The sequence below is a fragment of the Streptococcus fryi genome, from assembly GCF_053206505.1.
The window spans coordinates 34,965-54,963 of sequence record NZ_JBRUGW010000010.1; the positions used below are offsets into that span (position 1 = coordinate 34,965).

Sequence of the window (19,999 nt, forward strand, 5' to 3'; positions counted from 1 at the left end):
TGATGCCGTAGCAATCGATTTGTCGTCGCACTCCCTTAAAACTGATGAGTTGAACTCTTGATGATACATCATCTACCGTATCATATAGCTATGACTAAATTATCATATAGAGATAGTATTCCCATAGACGCATTGACTAGCTCTTATTTGATTTTTGCTTCTTCTGGTATCATCAAACGTTTATCTTGTTTTTCTGTAAAGGGTACTCTCGGTGGGCGAATACGTTCTAAACATTTGACTACATTTTGACCGGTCTCATCAAATTTTAGGACAGCGTAAAATGGGTCATGATAGAAGAAAAAGGTATAGCCTTTCTCGTAAGCTTCGTTAATCCATTTGGTTTTAGCCTTGATAGAGTCCATAGGATAATCATCAACCGCCGCAACCCAGAGGGGATTACGATGGGCATGAGTCAAGAGCGTGTCAGCCATATGAATCATGGTCTCGCCATCTTGGTGCAACAGGATAATACAATGTCCATTACTATGACCTCCCGTGTGATGCATTTCTATACCATCTGCAACCACTAACACATCACCAAAGGTCACTACCTGCTCTTGAATAGCTTCCCAGTTTTCTTTGAGATAGGTTCCTCGCGTCCGTGCATTAGGATGTCTCACCTCATCCCACTCAATCGTATGGATATAAATCCTTGCATTTGGAAAAGTCGAAACAATCTCTCCATCACACAACCGCGTTAATCCTCCAGCATGGTCATTGTGCATGTGGGTCATCATCACCACATCAATATCATCAGGGGTTAAACCAAGTTCATCTAAGCTAGCTAGAACGTCATTCTCAGACAGTACACTTAAATTTCGGCGTTGCTTAGCATTTAACTTTTCTGTCCCTAGACTAGCATCAATAAGGTAGCGTTTCTCCTTGTACTCAATCAATATTGGGTCGGTCAAATCCGCCATAAGGCCATCTTCGGTTGTTGGGTAAAACCGAGACCACACCGCCTTGGGCACAGGACCAAACAAGGTTCCCGCATCAGTGTATTTATCAGCACCTCTTAACCAAGTCAATGTCATTTGACCAAATTGGTAACGCTGCAACATAAAATCCCTCCTGTTTAAGTCCCATTCTTACTTAACAATAAACCACAAAGATAAACGATATAACAAAATAGAAAATAGAGATAAGAGGTTACGTATTTGCTTTCTTATCTCGTCACAATCACGGCTGTTCCTTGCCCTCCACCGATACAAAGTGTTGCCAGACCACATTTAGCATCACGTTTTTGCATCTCATGGAGCAAGGTTACAAAGATACGAGCCCCTGATGCACCAATCGGATGCCCAAGAGCAATAGCACCTCCATTGACATTTACAATATCTGTATCAAGACCAAGTTCTTTATTCACTGCACTCGCTTGAGCTGCAAAGGCTTCATTAGATTCTATCAAATCAAGGTCTGCAATACTTAGACCAGCCTTATCAAGTGCTTTGCGTGTAGCATATATCGGACCACAACCCATTAGTTCTGGCTCTAGACCAGCACTAGCATATGCCTTAATCGTTGCTAAAATAGGCAGACCCAGTTCCTCAGCTTTATCACGACTAGTAACCACGACGGCGGCTGCACCATCATTGATACCTGAAGCATTTCCCGCGGTCACTGTGCCGTCTGTTTTAAAAGCTGGACGCAGCTTGGAAAGGCTCTCAAGAGAGGCATTGGCACGAGGGTATTCATCGGTGTCAAAAACAATTGGTTCTCCCTTACGTTGAGGAATCTCAATAGGAACAATCTCATCTTTAAATCGCCCTGCTTCAATAGCAGTTACTGCTTTCTGTTGAGACGTCACCGCAAACCTATCTTGTTCTTCGCGACTTATGTCAAATTTTGTAGCGACATTTTCAGCTGTAATCCCCATATGAATTGGCTCAAAAGCATCTGTCAAGCCATCGCGTAACATGGTGTCAACAACTTTTGTATCTCCCATACGTGCACCCCAACGTTGATTTTGAAGGACGTAGGCAGCTTGACTCATATTTTCAGTCCCACCAGCAACAACGATATCGGCATCACCTAGTAAAACAGCTTGTGCTGCTAGCTGAATGGTCTTTAGCCCCGAACCACAAACCTTGTTAATAGTATAAGATGGTGTTGCAATCGGAATACCCGATTTAACACCAACTTGACGTGCAACGTTTTGGCCCAAGCCAGCACTTAGAACATTCCCAAAAATCACTTCATCAACTAACTCAGGAGAAAGATTGATTTTTTCTAAGGCGCCTTTGACAACTGCAACTCCCAAATCTACTGCCGAAACGTCTTTTAGGGAACCACCATAAGTTCCAATCGCTGTACGAACAGCAGATACAATAACCGCTTCTCTCATCTCTTTTCCTCACTTTAAGCTTAATATTGAAACATTTCTCTAATCTTATGACTTAATGTATCAAATTAAGTCATTTTTTTCAAGGATAAAACAAGACGATAAGACAGGCTCTTTTGAAAGATAAATAAGCTCTATTGTAAACACACGTTACAATCTCAACTGTGCTAAAACCATCTTAGCTTCAGAGAATATTTCCTCTATAATCATTTTTGCCGGCTTGATGTCAGAGATGAGACCTGCAATTTGCCCTGCCATCAACGAACCTGTATCAACATCACCATCTTTCACGGCACGAGATAGAGCCCCCATAGTCATTGCTTCAAGCTCATGACGAGATAAATCTTGCTGCTCCAGTTCTAAATACTTGTCTGTTAAAGCATTTCGTAAACAACGTACTGGCATGCCATGCTTACGACCAGTAACAACCGTTGAGGTATCAACCGCTGACAAAATAGCTTGTTTATAACTCTCTGGGATAGGGCATTCTTGAGCAGCTAGAAAAGCAGTCCCCATTTGAATGCCTTCTGCTCCTAAAGCATAAGCTGCTAGAAGCCCACGACCATCGGCAATTCCTCCTGCACAAATCACAGGAATGTCAAGGTGAGCTACGACCTGACGCGTCAAAGCCATAGTTGTCATCTCACCGATATGTCCGCCAGCTTCCATACCTTCAGCGACGACAGCATCACACCCCAAATCTTGCATCTTTTGTGCTAACTTAACAGATGGAATAACTGGAATGACAATAATACCTGCTTCTTTCAAACGGGGCATATAAGGTTTTGGTGTTCCTGCGCCCGTTGTAACAACCTTGACTCCTTCTTCAATTAAAACTTCAACGATTTCAGCAACATTAGCCATCATCAGCATCAAATTAACCGCAAATGGTTTATCCGTTAAGAGCTTAGTTTTCTTGATTTCTTCGCGTAGTTCTTCTGCCGTTAACCCTCCAGAAGCTAAAATACCCAGCCCTCCAGCATTAGATACAGCACTGACTAATTCATGTCGTGAAATTTGCGCCATTGCTCCTTGTAACACAGGGTATTTAATCCCTAATAATTCTGTCACTCGATTCATCTTAATACCTCCTCTTTTTCCTAGGTTAGAATACCATATCTTGAATGCGTTTTCAAGATATTCTTGAGATATTCTTTAGCATAAATGAAGTAGCTGAATAGGCAAAGATCCAGCAAGTCGAAAAAAGACAACCCTAACTTAATAGGGTTGTCGGATACTTAAAGAGCTATTTCAGATTACTCGTCTTCATCATCTTCGTCAGATGCGAAGAGGTCATTGACACGTTTGATGTTATCTGTACCGTATTCAACGATATCAACATCTTGGTCAAGAAGGACACCATTCAAGAAACCAATAACCATCGGCATGTTCATACCTGCATAGAAATCAATTTCTTTACCTTCAAGCATAATTCTTGAGACAACGTTTGCTGGTGTTCCACCTAGTAAGTCTGCAAAGACCACGAGTTCATCAAAATCTGCTGTTAATGCTTCAAATTTTCTTCTAAAGTCTTCTGGACCATCTTCTGGTAAGAGTGCGACAGTATGGATAGAATCCTGTGGCCCCATAATCATCTCTGTACTATGTTTCAACTCCTCACAGAAGCGACCATGACTAACTAATACTAACTGTTTTCCCATAGTCTTAAACCATATTTAATCCAGCAAAATGGCCAAGAGCTGAAGCAGCAACTGCAAGAGCGATGATAATCAAGATTGCTTTAGTAGATGTCATACCTTTGCGACCAAGGAGCCAGAAGACAAATCCTGTAAAGAGCGCTGGTACAAGGCGTGGGAAGATTGAGTTAAGAAGGTCTTGAATATCAATCACTTTCTCACCAATGTGTGGAGCCCAAGATACTTCAAAGTTAATCATTGTTGCGATAAGCGCACCAACCATGAAGACACCCATAACAGATGCTGCGTCAACAATAGCGTTCAATTGGTCACGCATTGTTGTCACAAGTTTAACACCTTCTTTGTAAGCAAACTCTAATTGTTTCCAACGGAAGATATCATAAGCGACTGCTACTGCTACCCAAAGGAAGATACCAACTGGGCTTCCACTAACAGCCAAACCTGCTGCGATAGAACCCATGATAGCTGGTACAAGTGAACCAAAGATTGAGTCACCGATAGGAGCAAATGGTCCCATCAAACCTGTTTTGATACCGTTAACCGCATCTTTAGAAGCCACACCTTCTTGTTCTTCAAGGGCAAGGTCAATACCTGTAATCAACGTATGGAAGAATGGAGAAGTGTTGAAGAATTGCATGTGCATCTTCATCATTTCTTTCAATTCTGGAGTACCATCTCCGTACATTTTACGCAATTGTGGTAAAAGCATGTAGAGGTAACCTGAAGACTGCATACGCTCATAGTTCCAACCAAGTTGGAAAGTGAACAAGCTACGTTTGTTGATTTGATTAAAATCTTCTTTAGTTAATTTGTAATTAGATTTCGTCATCGTCAATTTCCCCACTTTCTGAAGTTGTTGTTGGTGCTACAGCAGCCACTTTGAAGCTATTTTTGTAATGTAAGAATGAAAGGAAGAAGCCGATAATAGCGATACCAATCATTGAAAGACCTTTGAAGTTATTAACAAATGATAATGCTGCATCTTCAGCAACCAAACCGTTAACTGCACCTACAACACTTGACATAGCACCACCTAATGCAGATACATTTCCGTAAAGCACTGTCAACATCGCTGTAAGACCGAAACCAAGCGCCAAGTAGTGAAGGTTACGTTTAACTGGTAAGTAGTGAAGCAAGATAGCAAAACCTAGACCTGGAAGCATACGACCAGCAAGAGTAAGACCTTTAGCCAACCATTCTACTTGAGCTACTCCTTCTACAAGTAATTTAACAAAATCACCACCGAAAGCAAGAGCTAAGAATACTGGAAGGGCACGAGATGCTGCCCAAGGAATAGCACCTAGAAGATAGTTAAGTTCAATACCTTTATAGTCAAAACGTTCGATTGCCGCATCCACACGGTGAGCGAAGTAAGTTGTTGTCATACGACCAAGAACGTCAGTATAAACAAGCAAGCTTGCTACTGGAACAGCGATTGTTGAAATCGCAATTTCTGGATCAAGATTTTGAGATACAGCAAAAGCTGTCGCAAGAACTGCACCTGAAGTCGCATCAATACGAGATGCACCACCAAACGTACCTACACCAAGTACCACAAGCTGTAAGCTACCACCGATGAACAAACCTGTTGACATATCTCCCATCACAAGCCCTGTGATAAAGCCTGCAAAAACTGGCGAACCAGCAGAAGATACAATCGTCAACTCATCACAGATTTGATAAGCTGAATACAAGGTAAGTAATAATATTTGCCACCATTGAATCATAATAGTGTTCCTCCTTAAAAATTTACGTTTTTATTACCGACATTATCTGACTTTCGCCAACAAAGGCAAGAAGTCTTTGGCAACATCGCCAGGCACCATTTGAGCAATCAAATGCACACCTTTAGCATCAAGGGCATCAAAATCCGCGATGTCCTTATCTACGACGTTAATTGAGCGAGTCACCGAACGTGTTTCAGGTGTTTGAGACATATTTCCTACGTTAAGCTCTTTAAGCTCTACCCCGTATTCTACAAGACGTAGGAAACGTTCTGGATAGCGTGCCACGATAAATAGGCGTTGTGAATCATATTTTCCTGCTAAGATGTTATCCGCTGCTTTTTTCACAGGAAGAATACTCAATTTAACACCTGGAGGGCAAGCTAATTTCAAGCCACTCTTCTCAATATCATTTTGAGCCACATCATCGTCAATAACCATGATACGACTTACATTTAATTTGGTTGCCCAAAGGTTAGCAACCTGACCATGAATCAATCGACCGTCGATTCGAGTTCCGACAATAGCCATGTCATTTTCCTCACATTTCTATAGGTTTTATAATTGGTTTTTCAGAAAAGACCAACTCTTCTCCATACCTGCCTTCTGTTTCGAAGACCACTATCTCATTAACTCCTTTCTTTAAGTATCCTTTTGGTAAGTAGAGAGAGACAATTGGGCCTCTATCCCAAAAACGACCAATATTAACATTATTAACAAAGACAACACCTTTGCCAAAAGCTGACATATCAAGGTAAGTATCCGCCAATTCCTCTAAGTCAAAAACATAACGATAGAAACTTGGTTGATTTTCTTGCCACTCTTGGTCAAAATCTAGCTTAGAAATATCTGTCAGGGGCATTGGATACTGTTTCCAGTTGCCAACATAGTGTAGGTCTAACATCAGACCTCTACCCAGACCTTTTCGCTGTGTCGGTGCTGTTAGCTTACTGCCATAGTTGACACGCCCCATGTTCTCGACAAGAACAGTCAGACGATTGTCTTTTTCTGGCAGTGTCACAAAAATCTCATCACCAATCTCTTCTTGATATTGGGTTGTGACATGTTTATGATTTAAGTAAAGTTGAGCCCTGTCTCTTGCATCAATAATGCGGATTTTCTCCTCATTATCGCTATTACGTTCAACTGTGGTCTCATAAAGAATATAACCAACATTTTGCCCTAGTTTTTCCATATTAGCTGGATAAAAACTATCAACGCAATCGCTTACATTTTCTAGTGTGTTAAAGAGACTAACTTTATCTTTTATACTCACCGTTTCAAAAGCCTTAGCTGGCTTAGTGAGTGGCTCACTATAGGATAATTCTGGATAGCGTTCTTTGAGCAAGGCCTGTAAGGCATAGAACTTACGCGTTGGATTACCTGCCTCATCTAAGATAGCATCATAATCATAGGAAGTCACCTGTGGTAAATCTTTTTGATTACGAGCCGAGCAGCCATTCATAAAGCCGAAGTTTGTGCCACCATGGAACATATAGAGGTTGACTGAGCCGAACTCTAGTGCTTCCATAACAGCACTAGCTAATTCATCTGGGTCTCTACGAATAACTTCTTCGCCCCAACGGTTGAACCAACCATCCCAAAACTCCATACACATGAGTGGCCATTTCTTACCATATTCATCAAAGAAGTCTTGCATCATCTTGAAGTTTTCAGTTGCTCGAGAACCAAAGTTCCCCGTCACTAAAATATCATCTTCAATCAGACTACCTGCTTTCAGAGTCGCTCTCCAAGGGCCATCTGAAGTGAAATAAGGACTTTCTAGACCATGTTTATCCATCAACTGACGAACCTGTCTAAGATAGGTCTTGTCCTCGCCGTAAGAACCAAACTCGTTCTCAACTTGGAACATCAGGACATTACCACCTTGTGACAACTGGTGTTTGGCTAAACGTGGAATTAAGAACTGATAATAATCATCAACATGCTTGATGAAGGCTGGATCAGAACTTCTCACACGCAGGTCCTCATTCAATAACCAAGCTGGTAAACCACCGAACTCCCACTCTGCACAGATGTAAGGTGAAGGTCTCACAATCGCGTAAAGACCAAGTTCCTGCGACAGCGTCAAAAAACGTTCAAAATCAAGGATGCCATCTGTCACAAACTCCCCTTTTTGAGGTTCGTGCATATTCCATGGGATATAGGTCTCAACAGTATTGAAACCTAATGCTTTAAGGTTATATAAAGAATGATACCAATCATCTGGGTGTACACGGAAGTAGTGAATACTTCCGGCTAAAATCTTAAATGGTTCTCCATCTAGATAAAACTGATCCGAAATCTCGAATCTTGTCATGTGTTTTACCACCTTTTTTAATTACATTGTTATATTAACATAAATCACTGGTTATATCAAGCTGTTTTAGAATTTTTTTTACATTTTAGATTTTTTTCATACGTAAAAGTTATTTTTTTAGTATAATAATGGTACTGATTAATAGAAAAATCAATTACTCAAAAAATATAGAAAGGAAAGTATAGAAAATAAATGAGAGTCCCAAAATATCAACTCATTCAAAACGATCTTAAGAAACAAATTATCTCAGGAAAATTTGAAAACGGAGATAAATTTTATACTGAATCAGAGCTAAGTAAGCTCTACAACGTTAGTTCGATAACGGTTATCCGTGCGATGAACGAACTCGTTAAAGATGGCTATCTTGTTCGCCAACAAGGAAAAGGAACGTTTGTCTCTCGTTCACGGAAAGGGAAACTTGTCGAATTTTCTGATATTGAAATTTTCCCCCTAAAGAATGAGTCTGTCACCGTTATTTCTATTGAAAAAGGTAACGATGACTTTTATCTCGACAAACTTGGACTAGATAAAAATGACTTCTACTATAAGATTGTTCGTTTACGTTCAGTTGGTAGCCAACCATACCTTTACCAACAATCTTATATTCCTGAACGCTATATCCTAACTCCAAATGCTAAACCTAGCCATTTCCAATCAGTTTACCAACGCTTTAAGTTAGACTTTAATATCCACATGTCTGAAGAGCCTTTTGTTGAAACAAATGAAATCGCTCTTCCAACACCAGATCATATCGCTAAAGCTCTCAAGCTTGGCGAAGACGAGCCTAGTATCTTACAAATTCGTACTACGCGCCAAAATGGTACTGATGAGCATTTAGAATATATTGAGAGTTATAAGCATTGGAAATACTTCAAATTTGAAATTTCTGTCAACAAGCGTTAATATACCTGTCATGCTCTCCTACTAGGAGAGCTTTTTAGCTGTCCTTATCATTTAGATGACGATGGTGGGTTATTTTGTAACGAAATTGATCAGCCCTCGCTACACTTAAAGTGAACTCAATGATACGATTTTTACTATTATAAGTCTTTCGAATTAAATGCAGAACAGCACTTCCTGTTTTAATATTTAATAGTTGTGCTTCCTGTTCAAGAGCTATACTAGCGTAAAATTCTTCCTCCGCCATTCTGATGACATGGCCAAAATCATCATAAAAAATATCATATAGCGGTTTTCTTTCCAAATCCTCTTTACTAATTCCGTCAAATGATTCAGCCGGTATATAGGATCTCTCCAACATCATAGCTACACCATCGGCACTACGAAGTCGTTCTATCTCAAATATAGGATCATTAACAGCTATATTTAATTGACGAGCAATTTGTTCATTAGCTTGAATCTTACTAAAAGCAATCGTCTGGGTGCTGGGAACCTTGCCCATCTTTCTCATCTGCTCTGTAAAACTATATGCTGCTGACAAATCGACAGCTGGTTCACTAATTTCAGATACATAAGTACCCTTACCATGTTTTTTATAAATGAGACCCCTATTTTCCAATTCTTTAAGAGCTAGCCGCACCGTGATACGACTAACGCCAAATTTCTCCGTCAACTCACGTTCAGATAGTAGCTTGTCGTTTGCGGATAATTCTTTGCGAATGGTAACTTCCAAAGCATCTACCATTTGTAAATACAGAGGTCTATCATTATCTGTATCAAGCATTGGATCACTCCTTCCAAGTAAACGCTTACACTTGTTATAACAAGATTATTATAAGCTATTTTTTTAAATTCGTCAATCTTTTTAAAATAGTTATTTTAGAACTATAACAGATAGGCTTTTAAGTCTGATATCAGCATAAAACCTACACTATAAAACATTCTATTGACTATCTTCCAATAGTAAATGCCTCAAGATAGACCTTCATTATCTAAAAAAGTAGCAATGGCACTAGGAGTGCTTAAAATAACAACGTCTCCTTCAAATGCTTTCATATACTCCGATAATTGTGGCTCTGTTTTGATAGGAAAATCCCAAACAAATCTCAAAAATGCCCAATATTCCTTATCAAATTTTTCTTTGAAGGTTGCAGGCATCTCACTTCGAGTGCTCCTATCTCTATAGAAAGCCAGCGTTCGTTTCAATACGTTCTTGATACAGGACAAACGACCCTTTCGCAACCAAATCACCTGATCAGCATACTTTAATCTCAAAGGTAGACTACTGCTGTAATTACCATCTATAATCCACTTTGACTCTTTCGTCATGAATGTCATTAAATCATTTAAGTAGCTTTCTCTAGCTTGTGCTGAATAATCACCACTATTCCATAAAAAATCCAAATGCAATAAAGCACACTGCCTTTTTTGTTGAAGTTGTTTTGCAAAATGAGTTTTCCCAACTCCAGGACTACCTATAACTAATGTCTTCATGTTTTATACCAAACTTTCTATGATCATATTCGCAAGTAACTCATATCCTTTCCGACCAAAATGCAACCCATCATCTAAGCTACCTTCTAATAAGACTGATAATGGAATCTCCTGTGTGTGAGCCATAAATAAGGCATAAGCATCTAAAACTTCCACATTTAGTGACGAGCAAATAGCCTTGATAGCTTGAGCATAGTTATCCACCAAGGCATTATGCCTGTAGTACTGTTTCTCCTCATCTACTGGAGTCGGGGTCAAAAACACCAACTTAGTAGCAAGTTGCTCAGATTGATATTTCTTGATAAAGAGAGTCACATTCTCCTTAAACACCTGTAGAGGTATCTGCTTATTTAGAGCCAAGTCATTGGCACCTATCAAAACAAATGCCACGTCCATAGGGCCAAGCTCAATCAACTGGGGTAATTGCCTAAGTAAGTCAAAACTATTATAGCCTGAAACAGCTGAGTTAAACACTGTTAGTCCGGGACGTTTGCTCTTTAGCAGATGTGATAGCATGGGCTCAGGGGCTCCTTCCCTTCTTGCAAATAAACTATCGCCTATCAAATGAATCTTCATATCAACAACTCCTTTTTTCTGATATGATCTATTTTACCATACCCACAAAAGAGGTTGGGAACAAGTCCACAACCTCTTAATACATTTTATAATAAGCATTTGGTGCAATTGTTGACTAGGTTTGTCAAGCTTTCAAAAATGCAACCACAAAATCACTTTCTACGAAAGCATACCTTTTATATCATCATCAACTATTAACGTTTAACCATTGTTTTACGGATATCAAGAGCTACCGCAACGATGATAACAATACCTTGGATAACGTTAGTCATATCTGGTGTTACACCGAGGTAAGTCAAGCAGACTTTGAGCAATTCAAAGACAAATACCCCAAGCAAGATACCAGGCACAGTTCCTTGACCACCCGCAGTTGAAACACCACCGATTGTCGCCGAAGCAATCGCATCCAACTCGTAACCCATACCTGCACCTGCACCTGCAGAACCTGTTTTAGCTGACAAGAGGAATCCTGCTAAACCATAAAGGAAACCAGCAAGCAAGTAGATTTTAATTTTAGATAAACGAACGTTAACCCCTGATACTTCAGCAGCATTTTCGTTGCCACCGATGGCATACATGTATTTACCGTAGCGTGTTTTATTGTAGAGTACCCACATGACAAGTCCAACGACAGCTGCAATAATGGCGATATACGGAACAACACCAAAAATCTTACCTTGTCCAATCATCACAAATTCGTCTTTAAAGGTACCAATAGGCTTACTTTCAGAATAGATCAAAACAAAACCATAAGTCATGATTTGCATCCCTAATGTCGCAAGGAATGGTGGTACATTTAGGAACGAAATAATCAAACCACTGATTAAACCAAGGGTAGCTCCCACTGCAAGTGCTGCTAGTAAAGCCACAACAATCGGAAGATCTGGCAAATTAGGGAAGAATTTCTGTGCAAAATCAGGACGTTGAACTAAAGTGGCCGTCACAATAGCTGTCAAACCAACGATACGTCCTGCTGCTAAGTCAGTTCCACGAATAATCAAACATCCTGAGACACCAAGAGCGATGATAAAACGCACTGAGGTGTTGGCCATGATATTTCCTGCATTACCTACAGTAAAGAAGTTATCCTGCGTTAATCCTGTGTAGAGAATCATTGCAGCAACAACAATATACATAGAGTTTTTCGTCAGAAAGTCCCCTAGATTAAAACTTTTTGCTGTACCAGCAGTTGGTAGTTTAGGCATTTTACTTTTTCCTCCTAATCATTAGTCATAAACTTAGTTGCCAATGTCATGACAGCTTCCTGTGTCGCTTCTTCTTTGTTTAAGAAACCTGATACACGGCCTTCACACATCACCATAACCCTGTCTGAAACTCCTAGCAATTCTGACATTTCAGATGTAATCATGATAATTGATTTTCCTTCAGCAGCCAAGTCATTGATGATTTGATAAATTTCATATTTAGCACCAACGTCAATACCACGAGTTGGTTCATCCAAAATCAAGATATCTGGGTTATTTGCCAACCAACGTGCCAAAATAACTTTTTGTTGATTTCCTCCAGACAAACTTTCAATATGAGTTTTATTGCTCGGTGTCTTAACACGAAGACGTGAGACATTCTGATTCACGACGTTATTCATCTTGCGATCATCCAAGAGTCCAAAACCGCCAACATATTGTTTGAGAGCTGCGACAGAGGCATTATCTGTGATCGATAAGACACCAAAGATACCGTTATAACGTCTATCTTCTGTTACCAGAGCAATCTTGTTTTGAATAGCAGCAGATGGGGTCTTAATTTTAACTTCTTTACCATTGAGAATAATTTTGCCTTGCTCTAAGGTTCTCATTCCATAAAGAGCCTCCATCAACTCTGTTCGTTGTGCCCCTACAAGTCCACCAATACCAAGAATTTCACCCTTGTGTAAATCAAAAGAAGCTTCTTTAAAGGACAACGGACTTGGTGATGTCATATTCTCTACACGAAGAACAACCTCATCACTAACCACATTGGTTTTCGGTGGGAATAAACTAGTCAATTCACGACCAACCATTGCTTGGATAATCTTAGCCGTTGTCATTTCACTAGCTGGCCAAGTTCCTACATACTGACCATCACGCATGATAGAAATATCGTCTGAAATCCTTAAAATTTCATCCATTTTATGAGAAATATAAATGATTCCAATATTTTTCTTTTTCAACTGTGCGATAATTTCAAACAGCTTTTCAACCTCGGATGTGGTCAAGGAAGAAGTTGGTTCATCCATGATAACAACTTTAGCATGGTGTGAAATCGCTTTGGCAATTTCAACAGACTGCATCTGAGATACTGTCAGTTTGTCTAGTAATGTTCTGGGATCAATATGAAGACCTACTTCATCTAGCAACACCTTAGTGTCTTCATTCATCTTAGCATGATCAATCAAGTTAAACTTACCCATAGGGTAGTTTCCTAAAAAGACATTTTCTGAAATGGACATCATTCTGATAGGTTGTAATTCCTGATGGATCATTGATATCCCTGCATCAATAGCCTCTTTAGAATCTTTAAAGTCAACCTCTTTGCCATCAAAAATGATTTGTCCTCCATCACGATGGTAAATCCCAAACAAACACTTCATCAGTGTGGATTTCCCTGCTCCATTTTCCCCCATCAGGGCATGCACTGTACCTGGCCTGAGTTTAAAATCAACTTTGTCTAAAGCTTTAACCCCAGGAAAGGTTTTCGTGATCTGTTTCATCTCTAAAATGTAGTCACTCATCTTCCCTAACTCACTTTCACCCTTTTTTAGTTAACAAAAATATGTCCCCACGTGCTGTATGACCATAGACTCTGTGGCACCTGGGCTCGTGAGAACATATTGGATTTCTTAATTGGTTACTTATTCAATGTCGGCTTATTTGTCCTTAGCGCGTTCGTCGTAACGTGCCTTAGCTTCTTTAGTTGTTTCTGTTTTAGCTTCAGCTGGTTTAAGTTCAGCATCTTCTGACTTAGTTACTTTAACATAGTTAACCCAGTAGTAAGAAGATACATCTTCACCATTCATCAACTTAACAGCAACATCTGCTGCAGTGTGTGATTGGTTAAAGTGGTCATTAAGAACAGTACCAGTCAATTCGCCTTTGGCAAGTAATTCCATAGCGTCTGGAATAGCATCTACACCCACAACAAAAATATCTTTACCAACAGTACGTCCTGCTGCTTTGATAGCTGTAACGGCACCAACAGCCATACCATCGTTGTTTGCAAAAACAACTTCAAGTTTATCACCAAATTGTTCAAGGGCTGAAGCTGTCATTTCTTGACCCTTAGCAGTGTCCCAGTTTGCAAGATATGGTTCTGCCAATGCTTCACGTTTGATGCCTGCATCATCCAATGCTTTGACAGAATAACTTGTACGTTGTTGCGCATCAACGTTTGCTGGGTCACCAAACAATGTAATATAAGTAACTGTTCCGTCGCCATTGATATCACCTTTGCTGTCTGTTGCAGCGATGATTTCACCTTGGAAAGTTCCTGATTGTGTTGCGTCTGCACCAACGTAAGTTGTTTTACCTGGCCAAATGTCAAGTTCAGCAACTTCTGGTTCGCGGTTGATCAATACAACTGGGATATTAGCTGCTTTAGCTGAATTGATGATCGCACCAGCTGCAGTTGGGTCAACAAGGTTTGCCAAGATAACATCTTTACCTTGAGCGATAAAGTTGTTGATTTGCTCTGTTTGAGTCGCTTGGTCTTGTTTACCATCTTGGATATCCAACACGTAAGTATTACCTGTTTTTTCACCAAGTTCTTTGAAATACTTGTCAAGCTCTTCACGGTAGAGGGTCATAAAGTTGTCATCAAATTTGTAAATAGCAACACCTACATTATAGGTTTTTCCTGAACCATCACCTGAACCTTCATCAGCTTTTTTGCTGCCACAAGCAACCAAGAGAACAGCGACAAAGGCTAATGCGAGAAACTTCAATGCTTTTTTCATTTTTTTACTTTTCCTTTCCTTGTATTGAAGTAACCAATTGTGTTAAAGAAATTTTGTAAACGTTTTCTTTATAATGATATACTATCTAATTTTTAAGTGTTTGTCAATCTCTTTTTCATTACCGGAATTGGTATAGACCCTGTTTTCAAAAGACACTGATACAGTATTTCTTGATGAAAACTCCATAAATTTAAGTTAAAAATATAAATTGGTATAGATAACTAAAAAGAACTTTACAATCCGAAAGTTCTACTTAATTATTATTTACCCCTAACAACCGTCATCACAGCAACCACAACAACTGCGCCTATAATGGCTGGAAAAATATAATAACCTGCCACTTCTGGACCAAAGTTACCAAACAAACGCTCACCCACCCAAGAACCTGTCATACCAGCAAAAATATTAGATAAACATCCTTGCTGTTTTTTTGTATTGGCTATTGACGCTGCTATACTACCAATAATGGCTCCTACAATTAGTCCCAACATAGACATCACCTCTCTTTTTTAAACTAAGTTAATTATAACATAGACAGACAATATGTGACATGAGGGACTAGGCAAAAAAAGAACAAAATGATATAATCATTACAAAAATACATCATTCATTATGGAGGATTTGACATGATTTCTTATGAAAAAGTTCGTGAATCTTTGAGAAGCACGACATTTGGCTTAGCTATCTATCATCTGGTTATGCTCATTTTAGGAATATTAGGAATAGTTTTCCTCTTATCTGCCTTGTTCATGTTCAAAAATGAATTTAATCAAGCCATACAAGACAGTGGCGCCCCAGAATTACAGTTCTTATCTATTTTTGTGATAGCAAGTTCTGTGATTTCACTATTTATGGAAGCATTATTGACATTTTTAAACTTTAAAAACGCTAAACTATTACGTAACGAACAAACCCCAAAACCAACTGCTTACTACATCGGTATCACTTATGTTTCTATAGGCCTTATTTTCGGGATCTATAATAGCTTAACAGTTGAAGGGGCTAATGTCATCGGTCTTATCATACCAATTAGTGCATTAGCTGCTTATGGTTATGCCATTTACAAATATTCTATCTACAAAGGGAAAGATAACCAAGGTTCAGAAGACATCTTCCAATAATCATCAAAACACTTCAAAGGTGAGAGCGACTCTAACTTTTGAAGTGTTTTTTATATAACAGAACCGACATTAAAAACTACAGATGACTCTGTGCTTGGCTAAATATCTAACTGAATTGCTGAGGAGGCGCTAACAAGCCCCGTTGCCGTTATACCAAGTAGACGAATCGCCTTATCTTCATTTTCTAATTCAGCATATATATCTTGAACATGCCTATCAATTTCTTCACTATCATTCACAGGATGATCCAAGCGTCGACGCTTTGTTACTGTCGAAAAATCAGCATACCGTATCTTGACAACGATAACTTCCGTCAACCTATTATTTTCTTCTAACAACCGAGCCAGACGCTTCGCGTGTTTGCCTAACTCAAGAAGTATATCTTCTGTTTCACGTAAGAGCTTACTATATGTCTTCTCACTGCTGATTGATTTGCGAATCCGATCGGCTCTTACAGGCGACTGTGATATTCCTCTAGCTTTTCGGTATAAATCATAACCAAACCGTCCAAAATGATCAATCAGATCAGATTCTGACAATTTCAATAAATCCTGCCCATTAAAAACAGATAAATCATGCAATTTAGCAACTGTTTTTTGACCGACACCATGAAATTTTTCGATAGGTAACTGTGCTAAAAAGGCTTGGGCATCGTCAGGCAAAATCACTGTCAAACCAGCTGGTTTTTGATAGTCACTAGCCAGTTTTGCCAAGAATTTATTGTAGGATACCCCGGCTGAACAGGTTAACTGTGTTTCTTTCCAAATATCTTCTTGAATAAGCCTTGCTATTTTGATCGCAGATTTTAAGCCTAATTTATTATCTGTGACATCAAGATAAGCTTCATCAATGCTCATAGGTTCAACCAAATCGGTGTAACGTCTGAATATCTGTCTAATATCTTGTCCAATGGCTTTATATTTGGGATAATTCCCCGATATAAAGATAGCCTGTGGACAACGTTCGTATGCTTCCTTGGTGCTCATGGCAGAGTGAATGCCATAGGAACGAGCAATATAATTACACGTTGAGACAACACCTCTACCTCCGCTTAATCTAGGATCTGAGCCGATAACAACCGCCTTACCTCTCAAAGATGGATTGTCCCTTTCTTCCACTGCAGCAAAAAAAGCATCCATGTCAATATGAATTATTTTCCGAGAGATGTCATTGATTAAAGGAAAAACTAACATACAACCCCCTTCTATTACTATTATCTCATAAAAAAATTAGTTTAACCTCCTCTAAGCCCCATAAATGATGCATGATCTCGAAAAAACTTTGTGATATTGTGAAATTAAACACAATGATATAATACAGTTGTTCTTTTTGAAAAAACTGTGCTAGTAAAGAAATCGCTTTAAGTGCCTATTTTCTCTTGATGAAACCGATTACTGTATGTTATTATAAAGTCGTAATTGTAACAGTTATTGTTACTAGAATATAGGAGTAATAAAATGGCAACTGTAAAAACTAACACTGACGTTTTTGAAAAAGCCTGGGAAGGCTTCAAAGGAACTAGCTGGCGTGATAGAGCAAGCGTAACACGCTTTGTACAAGACAACTATCAACCATACGATGGAGATGAATCTTTCCTTGCAGGTCCTACAGAACGTTCTCTTCATATCAAAAAAATCATTGAAGAAACAAAAGCACACTACGAAGCAACACGTTTCCCAATGGATATCGACAGAGCAACTTCTATCGCTGACATCCCAGCTGGATTTATCGACAAAGATAACGAAGTCATCTTTGGTATTCAAAATGATGAATTATTTAAATTAAACTTCATGCCACGTGGTGGTATTCGTATGGCTGAAACAACGCTTATCGAAAACGGCTATACTCCAGATCCACTTTTACATGAAATCTATACTAAGCATGCAACTACCGTAAACGATGGTATCTTCCGTGCTTACACTGCTGATATCCGTCGTGCTCGTCACTCACACCATGTTTCTGGTCTTCCAGATGCTTACTCTCGTGGACGTATCATCGGTATGTACGCTCGTCTTGCTCTTTACGGTGCAGACTACTTGATGCAAGAAAAAGTTAACGATTGGAACTCAATCACTGATATCAATGAAGAAACTATCCGTCTTCGTGAAGAAATCAATCTTCAGTATCAAGCTCTTCAACAAGTTGTTCAGCTTGGTGATTTGTACGGTGTTGACGTTCGCAAACCTGCGATGGATACAAAAGAAGCTATCCAATGGGTTAACATTGCTTTCATGGCAGTTTGTCGTGTTATCAACGGTGCTGCAACATCTCTAGGACGTGTGCCAATCGTTCTTGATATTTACTCAGAACGTGACCTTGCTCGCGGAACATATACAGAAGAGCAAATTCAAGAATTCGTTGATGATTTCGTTCTTAAACTTCGTACAGTTAAATTTGCTCGTACAAAAGCCTTTGACGAAATTTACTCTGGTGACCCAACATTCTTGACAACATCAATGGCAGGTATGGGTAACGATGGTCGTCACCGTGTTACTAAGATGGACTACCGTTTCTTGAACACACTTGACAACATTGGTAACTCACCAGAACCAAACTTAACAGTTCTTTGGTCAGACCAATTACCATACGCTTTCCGCCGCTACTGTATGTCAATGAGCCACAAACACTCTTCTATCCAATACGAAGGTGTAACAACAATGGCTAAAGATGGTTACGGTGAAATGTCATGTATCTCATGTTGTGTATCACCACTTGATCCAGAAAACGAAGACAAACGTCATAACATCCAATACTTCGGTGCACGTGTTAACGTTCTTAAAGCTCTTCTTTCAAGCTGGAACAACGGTTACGACGATGTTCACAAGGATTACAAAGTCTTCGATGTTGTAGAACCAAATAACTCTGAAATCTTCGAATACGATGAAGTTATCGCTAACTTTGAAAAAGCACTTGACTGGTTGACAGACACTTATGTAGATGCAATGAATATCATCCACTACATGACAGACAAGTACAACTACGAAGCTGTTCAAATGGCATTCTTACCATCATTCCTACGTGCAAACATGGGATTCGGTATCTGTGGTTTCGCAAATACTGTTGATTCACTTTCAGCGATTAAATACGCTCAAGTTAAACCAATCCGTGACGAAGACGGCTTCATCTATGACTACGAAGTTACTGGTGATTTCCCACGCTACGGTGAAGATGATGACCGTGTTGATAACATCGCTAAATGGTTGATGGAAGCATTCTTCACTCGTTTGAACAGACACAAACTTTATAAGAACGCTGAAGCTGCTGTGTCAATCTTGACAATCACATCTAACGTTGCTTACTCTAAACAAACTGGTAACTCTCCAGTTCACCGTGGGGTATTCTTAAACGAAGATGGTTCAGTGAACACTTCTAAAGTAGAATTCTTCCCACCAGGAGCTAACCCAACATCTAAAGCACGTGGTGGTTGGTTGCAAAACCTTAACTCACTTTCTAAGTTAGACTTCAACCACGCTAACGACGGTATCTCATTGACTACACAAGTATCTCCAAAAGCACTTGGTAAAACATTCGATGAGCAAGTAGACAACCTCGTTCGTATCCTTGATGGTTACTTTGAAGGTGGAGGTCAACACGTTAACTTGAACGTTATGGACCTTCAAGATGTTTATGACAAGATTATGGCTGGCGAAGATGTTATCGTACGTATCTCAGGTTACTGTGTTAACACTAAGTACTTGACTAAAGAACAAAAAACAGAATTGACACAACGTGTCTTCCACGAAGTTCTTTCAATGGACGATATCGCTACTGAATTGTCAGGTCAATAAAATGAGGCTCTTTGTCAACTGTAGTGGGTAGATGAAAAGCTAACATCTGGAGAGAATCAGATTGGTTCTCTCCTTTTTGATGTTCAAGGCAATCAAAATCCTTCTTTTAAAGTTGTCAAAGTTTC

19 protein-coding genes are annotated in these 19,999 nt (G+C 39.4%); 3 read left to right on the plus strand and 16 right to left on the minus strand.

Annotated elements, in window-relative coordinates:
- Nucleotides 1-143: 143 nt before the first annotated feature.
- From ACVRZH_RS04155 to ACVRZH_RS04190, 8 genes are all read right to left on the minus strand, one after another.
- Nucleotides 144-1,061, minus strand: coding sequence for an MBL fold metallo-hydrolase (locus ACVRZH_RS04155; protein WP_447454060.1), 918 nt, complete (start codon nt 1,059-1,061; stop codon nt 144-146).
- A 104-nt stretch (nt 1,062-1,165) separates the two neighbouring features.
- Nucleotides 1,166-2,344, minus strand: a complete 1,179-nt coding sequence (locus ACVRZH_RS04160; RefSeq protein ID WP_447454061.1) for an acetyl-CoA C-acetyltransferase — start codon at nt 2,342-2,344, stop codon at nt 1,166-1,168.
- 147 nt (nt 2,345-2,491) lie between these two features.
- A complete protein-coding gene (locus tag ACVRZH_RS04165) occupies nt 2,492-3,421 on the minus strand; it encodes a DUF561 domain-containing protein (RefSeq protein ID WP_447454062.1) in 930 nt (309 codons plus the stop codon).
- Nucleotides 3,422-3,597: 176 nt separating this feature from the next.
- Nucleotides 3,598-4,002 carry a PTS sugar transporter subunit IIA gene (locus ACVRZH_RS04170; RefSeq protein ID WP_447454063.1) on the minus strand — a complete coding sequence of 135 codons (405 nt, stop codon included), beginning with the start codon at nt 4,000-4,002 and terminating at the stop codon, nt 3,598-3,600.
- 4 nt (nt 4,003-4,006) lie between these two features.
- Nucleotides 4,007-4,828 carry a PTS system mannose/fructose/sorbose family transporter subunit IID gene (locus tag ACVRZH_RS04175; RefSeq protein WP_447454064.1) on the minus strand — a complete coding sequence of 274 codons (822 nt, stop codon included), beginning with the start codon at nt 4,826-4,828 and terminating at the stop codon, nt 4,007-4,009.
- Entirely contained in the window at nt 4,815-5,726 is a 912-nt protein-coding gene (locus tag ACVRZH_RS04180) for a PTS mannose/fructose/sorbose/N-acetylgalactosamine transporter subunit IIC (RefSeq protein WP_447454065.1), read from the minus strand. The genes ACVRZH_RS04175 and ACVRZH_RS04180 overlap by 14 nt, the downstream gene beginning before the upstream one ends.
- 42 nt (nt 5,727-5,768) lie before the next feature.
- Nucleotides 5,769-6,254 carry a PTS sugar transporter subunit IIB gene (locus ACVRZH_RS04185; RefSeq protein ID WP_447454066.1) on the minus strand — a complete coding sequence of 162 codons (486 nt, stop codon included), beginning with the start codon at nt 6,252-6,254 and terminating at the stop codon, nt 5,769-5,771.
- Nucleotides 6,255-6,264: 10 nt separating this feature from the next.
- On the minus strand, nt 6,265-8,043 hold the full coding sequence (locus ACVRZH_RS04190) for a glycoside hydrolase family 35 protein (RefSeq protein WP_447454067.1): 1,779 nt from the start codon (nt 8,041-8,043) through the stop codon (nt 6,265-6,267).
- A 192-nt stretch (nt 8,044-8,235) separates the two neighbouring features.
- On the opposite strand from ACVRZH_RS04190, the gene agaR reads away from it, so the two are divergent.
- Entirely contained in the window at nt 8,236-8,946 is a 711-nt protein-coding gene (gene agaR / locus ACVRZH_RS04195) for a transcriptional regulator AgaR (protein ID WP_447454068.1), read from the plus strand.
- Between the two features lie 34 nt (nt 8,947-8,980).
- Here agaR and ACVRZH_RS04200 read toward each other — a convergent pair whose 3' ends face one another.
- The 7 genes from ACVRZH_RS04200 to ACVRZH_RS04230 all read right to left on the minus strand — a co-directional run bounded on the left by ACVRZH_RS04200 (nt 8,981) and on the right by ACVRZH_RS04230 (nt 15,456).
- Entirely contained in the window at nt 8,981-9,727 is a 747-nt protein-coding gene (locus tag ACVRZH_RS04200) for a GntR family transcriptional regulator (RefSeq protein ID WP_447454069.1), read from the minus strand.
- Between the two features lie 188 nt (nt 9,728-9,915).
- Nucleotides 9,916-10,437 (minus strand): P-loop NTPase family protein, encoded by a 522-nt coding sequence (locus ACVRZH_RS04205; protein ID WP_447454070.1) that lies wholly within the window; start codon nt 10,435-10,437, stop codon nt 9,916-9,918.
- A 3-nt stretch (nt 10,438-10,440) separates the two neighbouring features.
- Nucleotides 10,441-11,013: a GDSL-type esterase/lipase family protein gene (locus ACVRZH_RS04210; protein WP_447454071.1), complete on the minus strand. Its 573-nt coding sequence runs from the start codon at nt 11,011-11,013 to the stop codon at nt 10,441-10,443.
- A gap of 194 nt (nt 11,014-11,207) precedes the next feature.
- Complete coding sequence (locus ACVRZH_RS04215) at nt 11,208-12,218, minus strand: ABC transporter permease subunit (protein ID WP_447454072.1); 1,011 nt, start codon at nt 12,216-12,218, stop codon at nt 11,208-11,210.
- Between the two features lie 14 nt (nt 12,219-12,232).
- Nucleotides 12,233-13,744, minus strand: coding sequence for a sugar ABC transporter ATP-binding protein (locus ACVRZH_RS04220; RefSeq protein ID WP_447454073.1), 1,512 nt, complete (start codon nt 13,742-13,744; stop codon nt 12,233-12,235).
- Between the two features lie 135 nt (nt 13,745-13,879).
- Nucleotides 13,880-14,965 carry a galactose ABC transporter substrate-binding protein gene (locus ACVRZH_RS04225; RefSeq protein WP_447454074.1) on the minus strand — a complete coding sequence of 362 codons (1,086 nt, stop codon included), beginning with the start codon at nt 14,963-14,965 and terminating at the stop codon, nt 13,880-13,882.
- 260 nt (nt 14,966-15,225) lie between these two features.
- The gene (locus ACVRZH_RS04230) at nt 15,226-15,456 is read right to left on the minus strand and encodes a GlsB/YeaQ/YmgE family stress response membrane protein (RefSeq protein ID WP_447454075.1); all 231 of its coding nucleotides are present in this window, start codon (nt 15,454-15,456) and stop codon (nt 15,226-15,228) included.
- Between the two features lie 135 nt (nt 15,457-15,591).
- On the opposite strand from ACVRZH_RS04230, the gene ACVRZH_RS04235 reads away from it, so the two are divergent.
- Entirely contained in the window at nt 15,592-16,086 is a 495-nt protein-coding gene (locus ACVRZH_RS04235; RefSeq protein WP_447454076.1) for a hypothetical protein, read from the plus strand.
- A 98-nt stretch (nt 16,087-16,184) separates the two neighbouring features.
- Here the strand turns inward: ACVRZH_RS04235 and dinB are convergent, their stop codons facing one another.
- Nucleotides 16,185-17,279, minus strand: coding sequence for a DNA polymerase IV (gene dinB / locus ACVRZH_RS04240; RefSeq protein ID WP_447454077.1), 1,095 nt, complete (start codon nt 17,277-17,279; stop codon nt 16,185-16,187).
- 264 nt (nt 17,280-17,543) lie between these two features.
- Between dinB and pflB the strand changes: the two genes are divergently transcribed.
- Complete coding sequence (gene pflB, locus ACVRZH_RS04245; RefSeq protein ID WP_447454078.1) at nt 17,544-19,874, plus strand: formate C-acetyltransferase; 2,331 nt, start codon at nt 17,544-17,546, stop codon at nt 19,872-19,874.
- Nucleotides 19,875-19,999 lie beyond the last annotated feature (125 nt).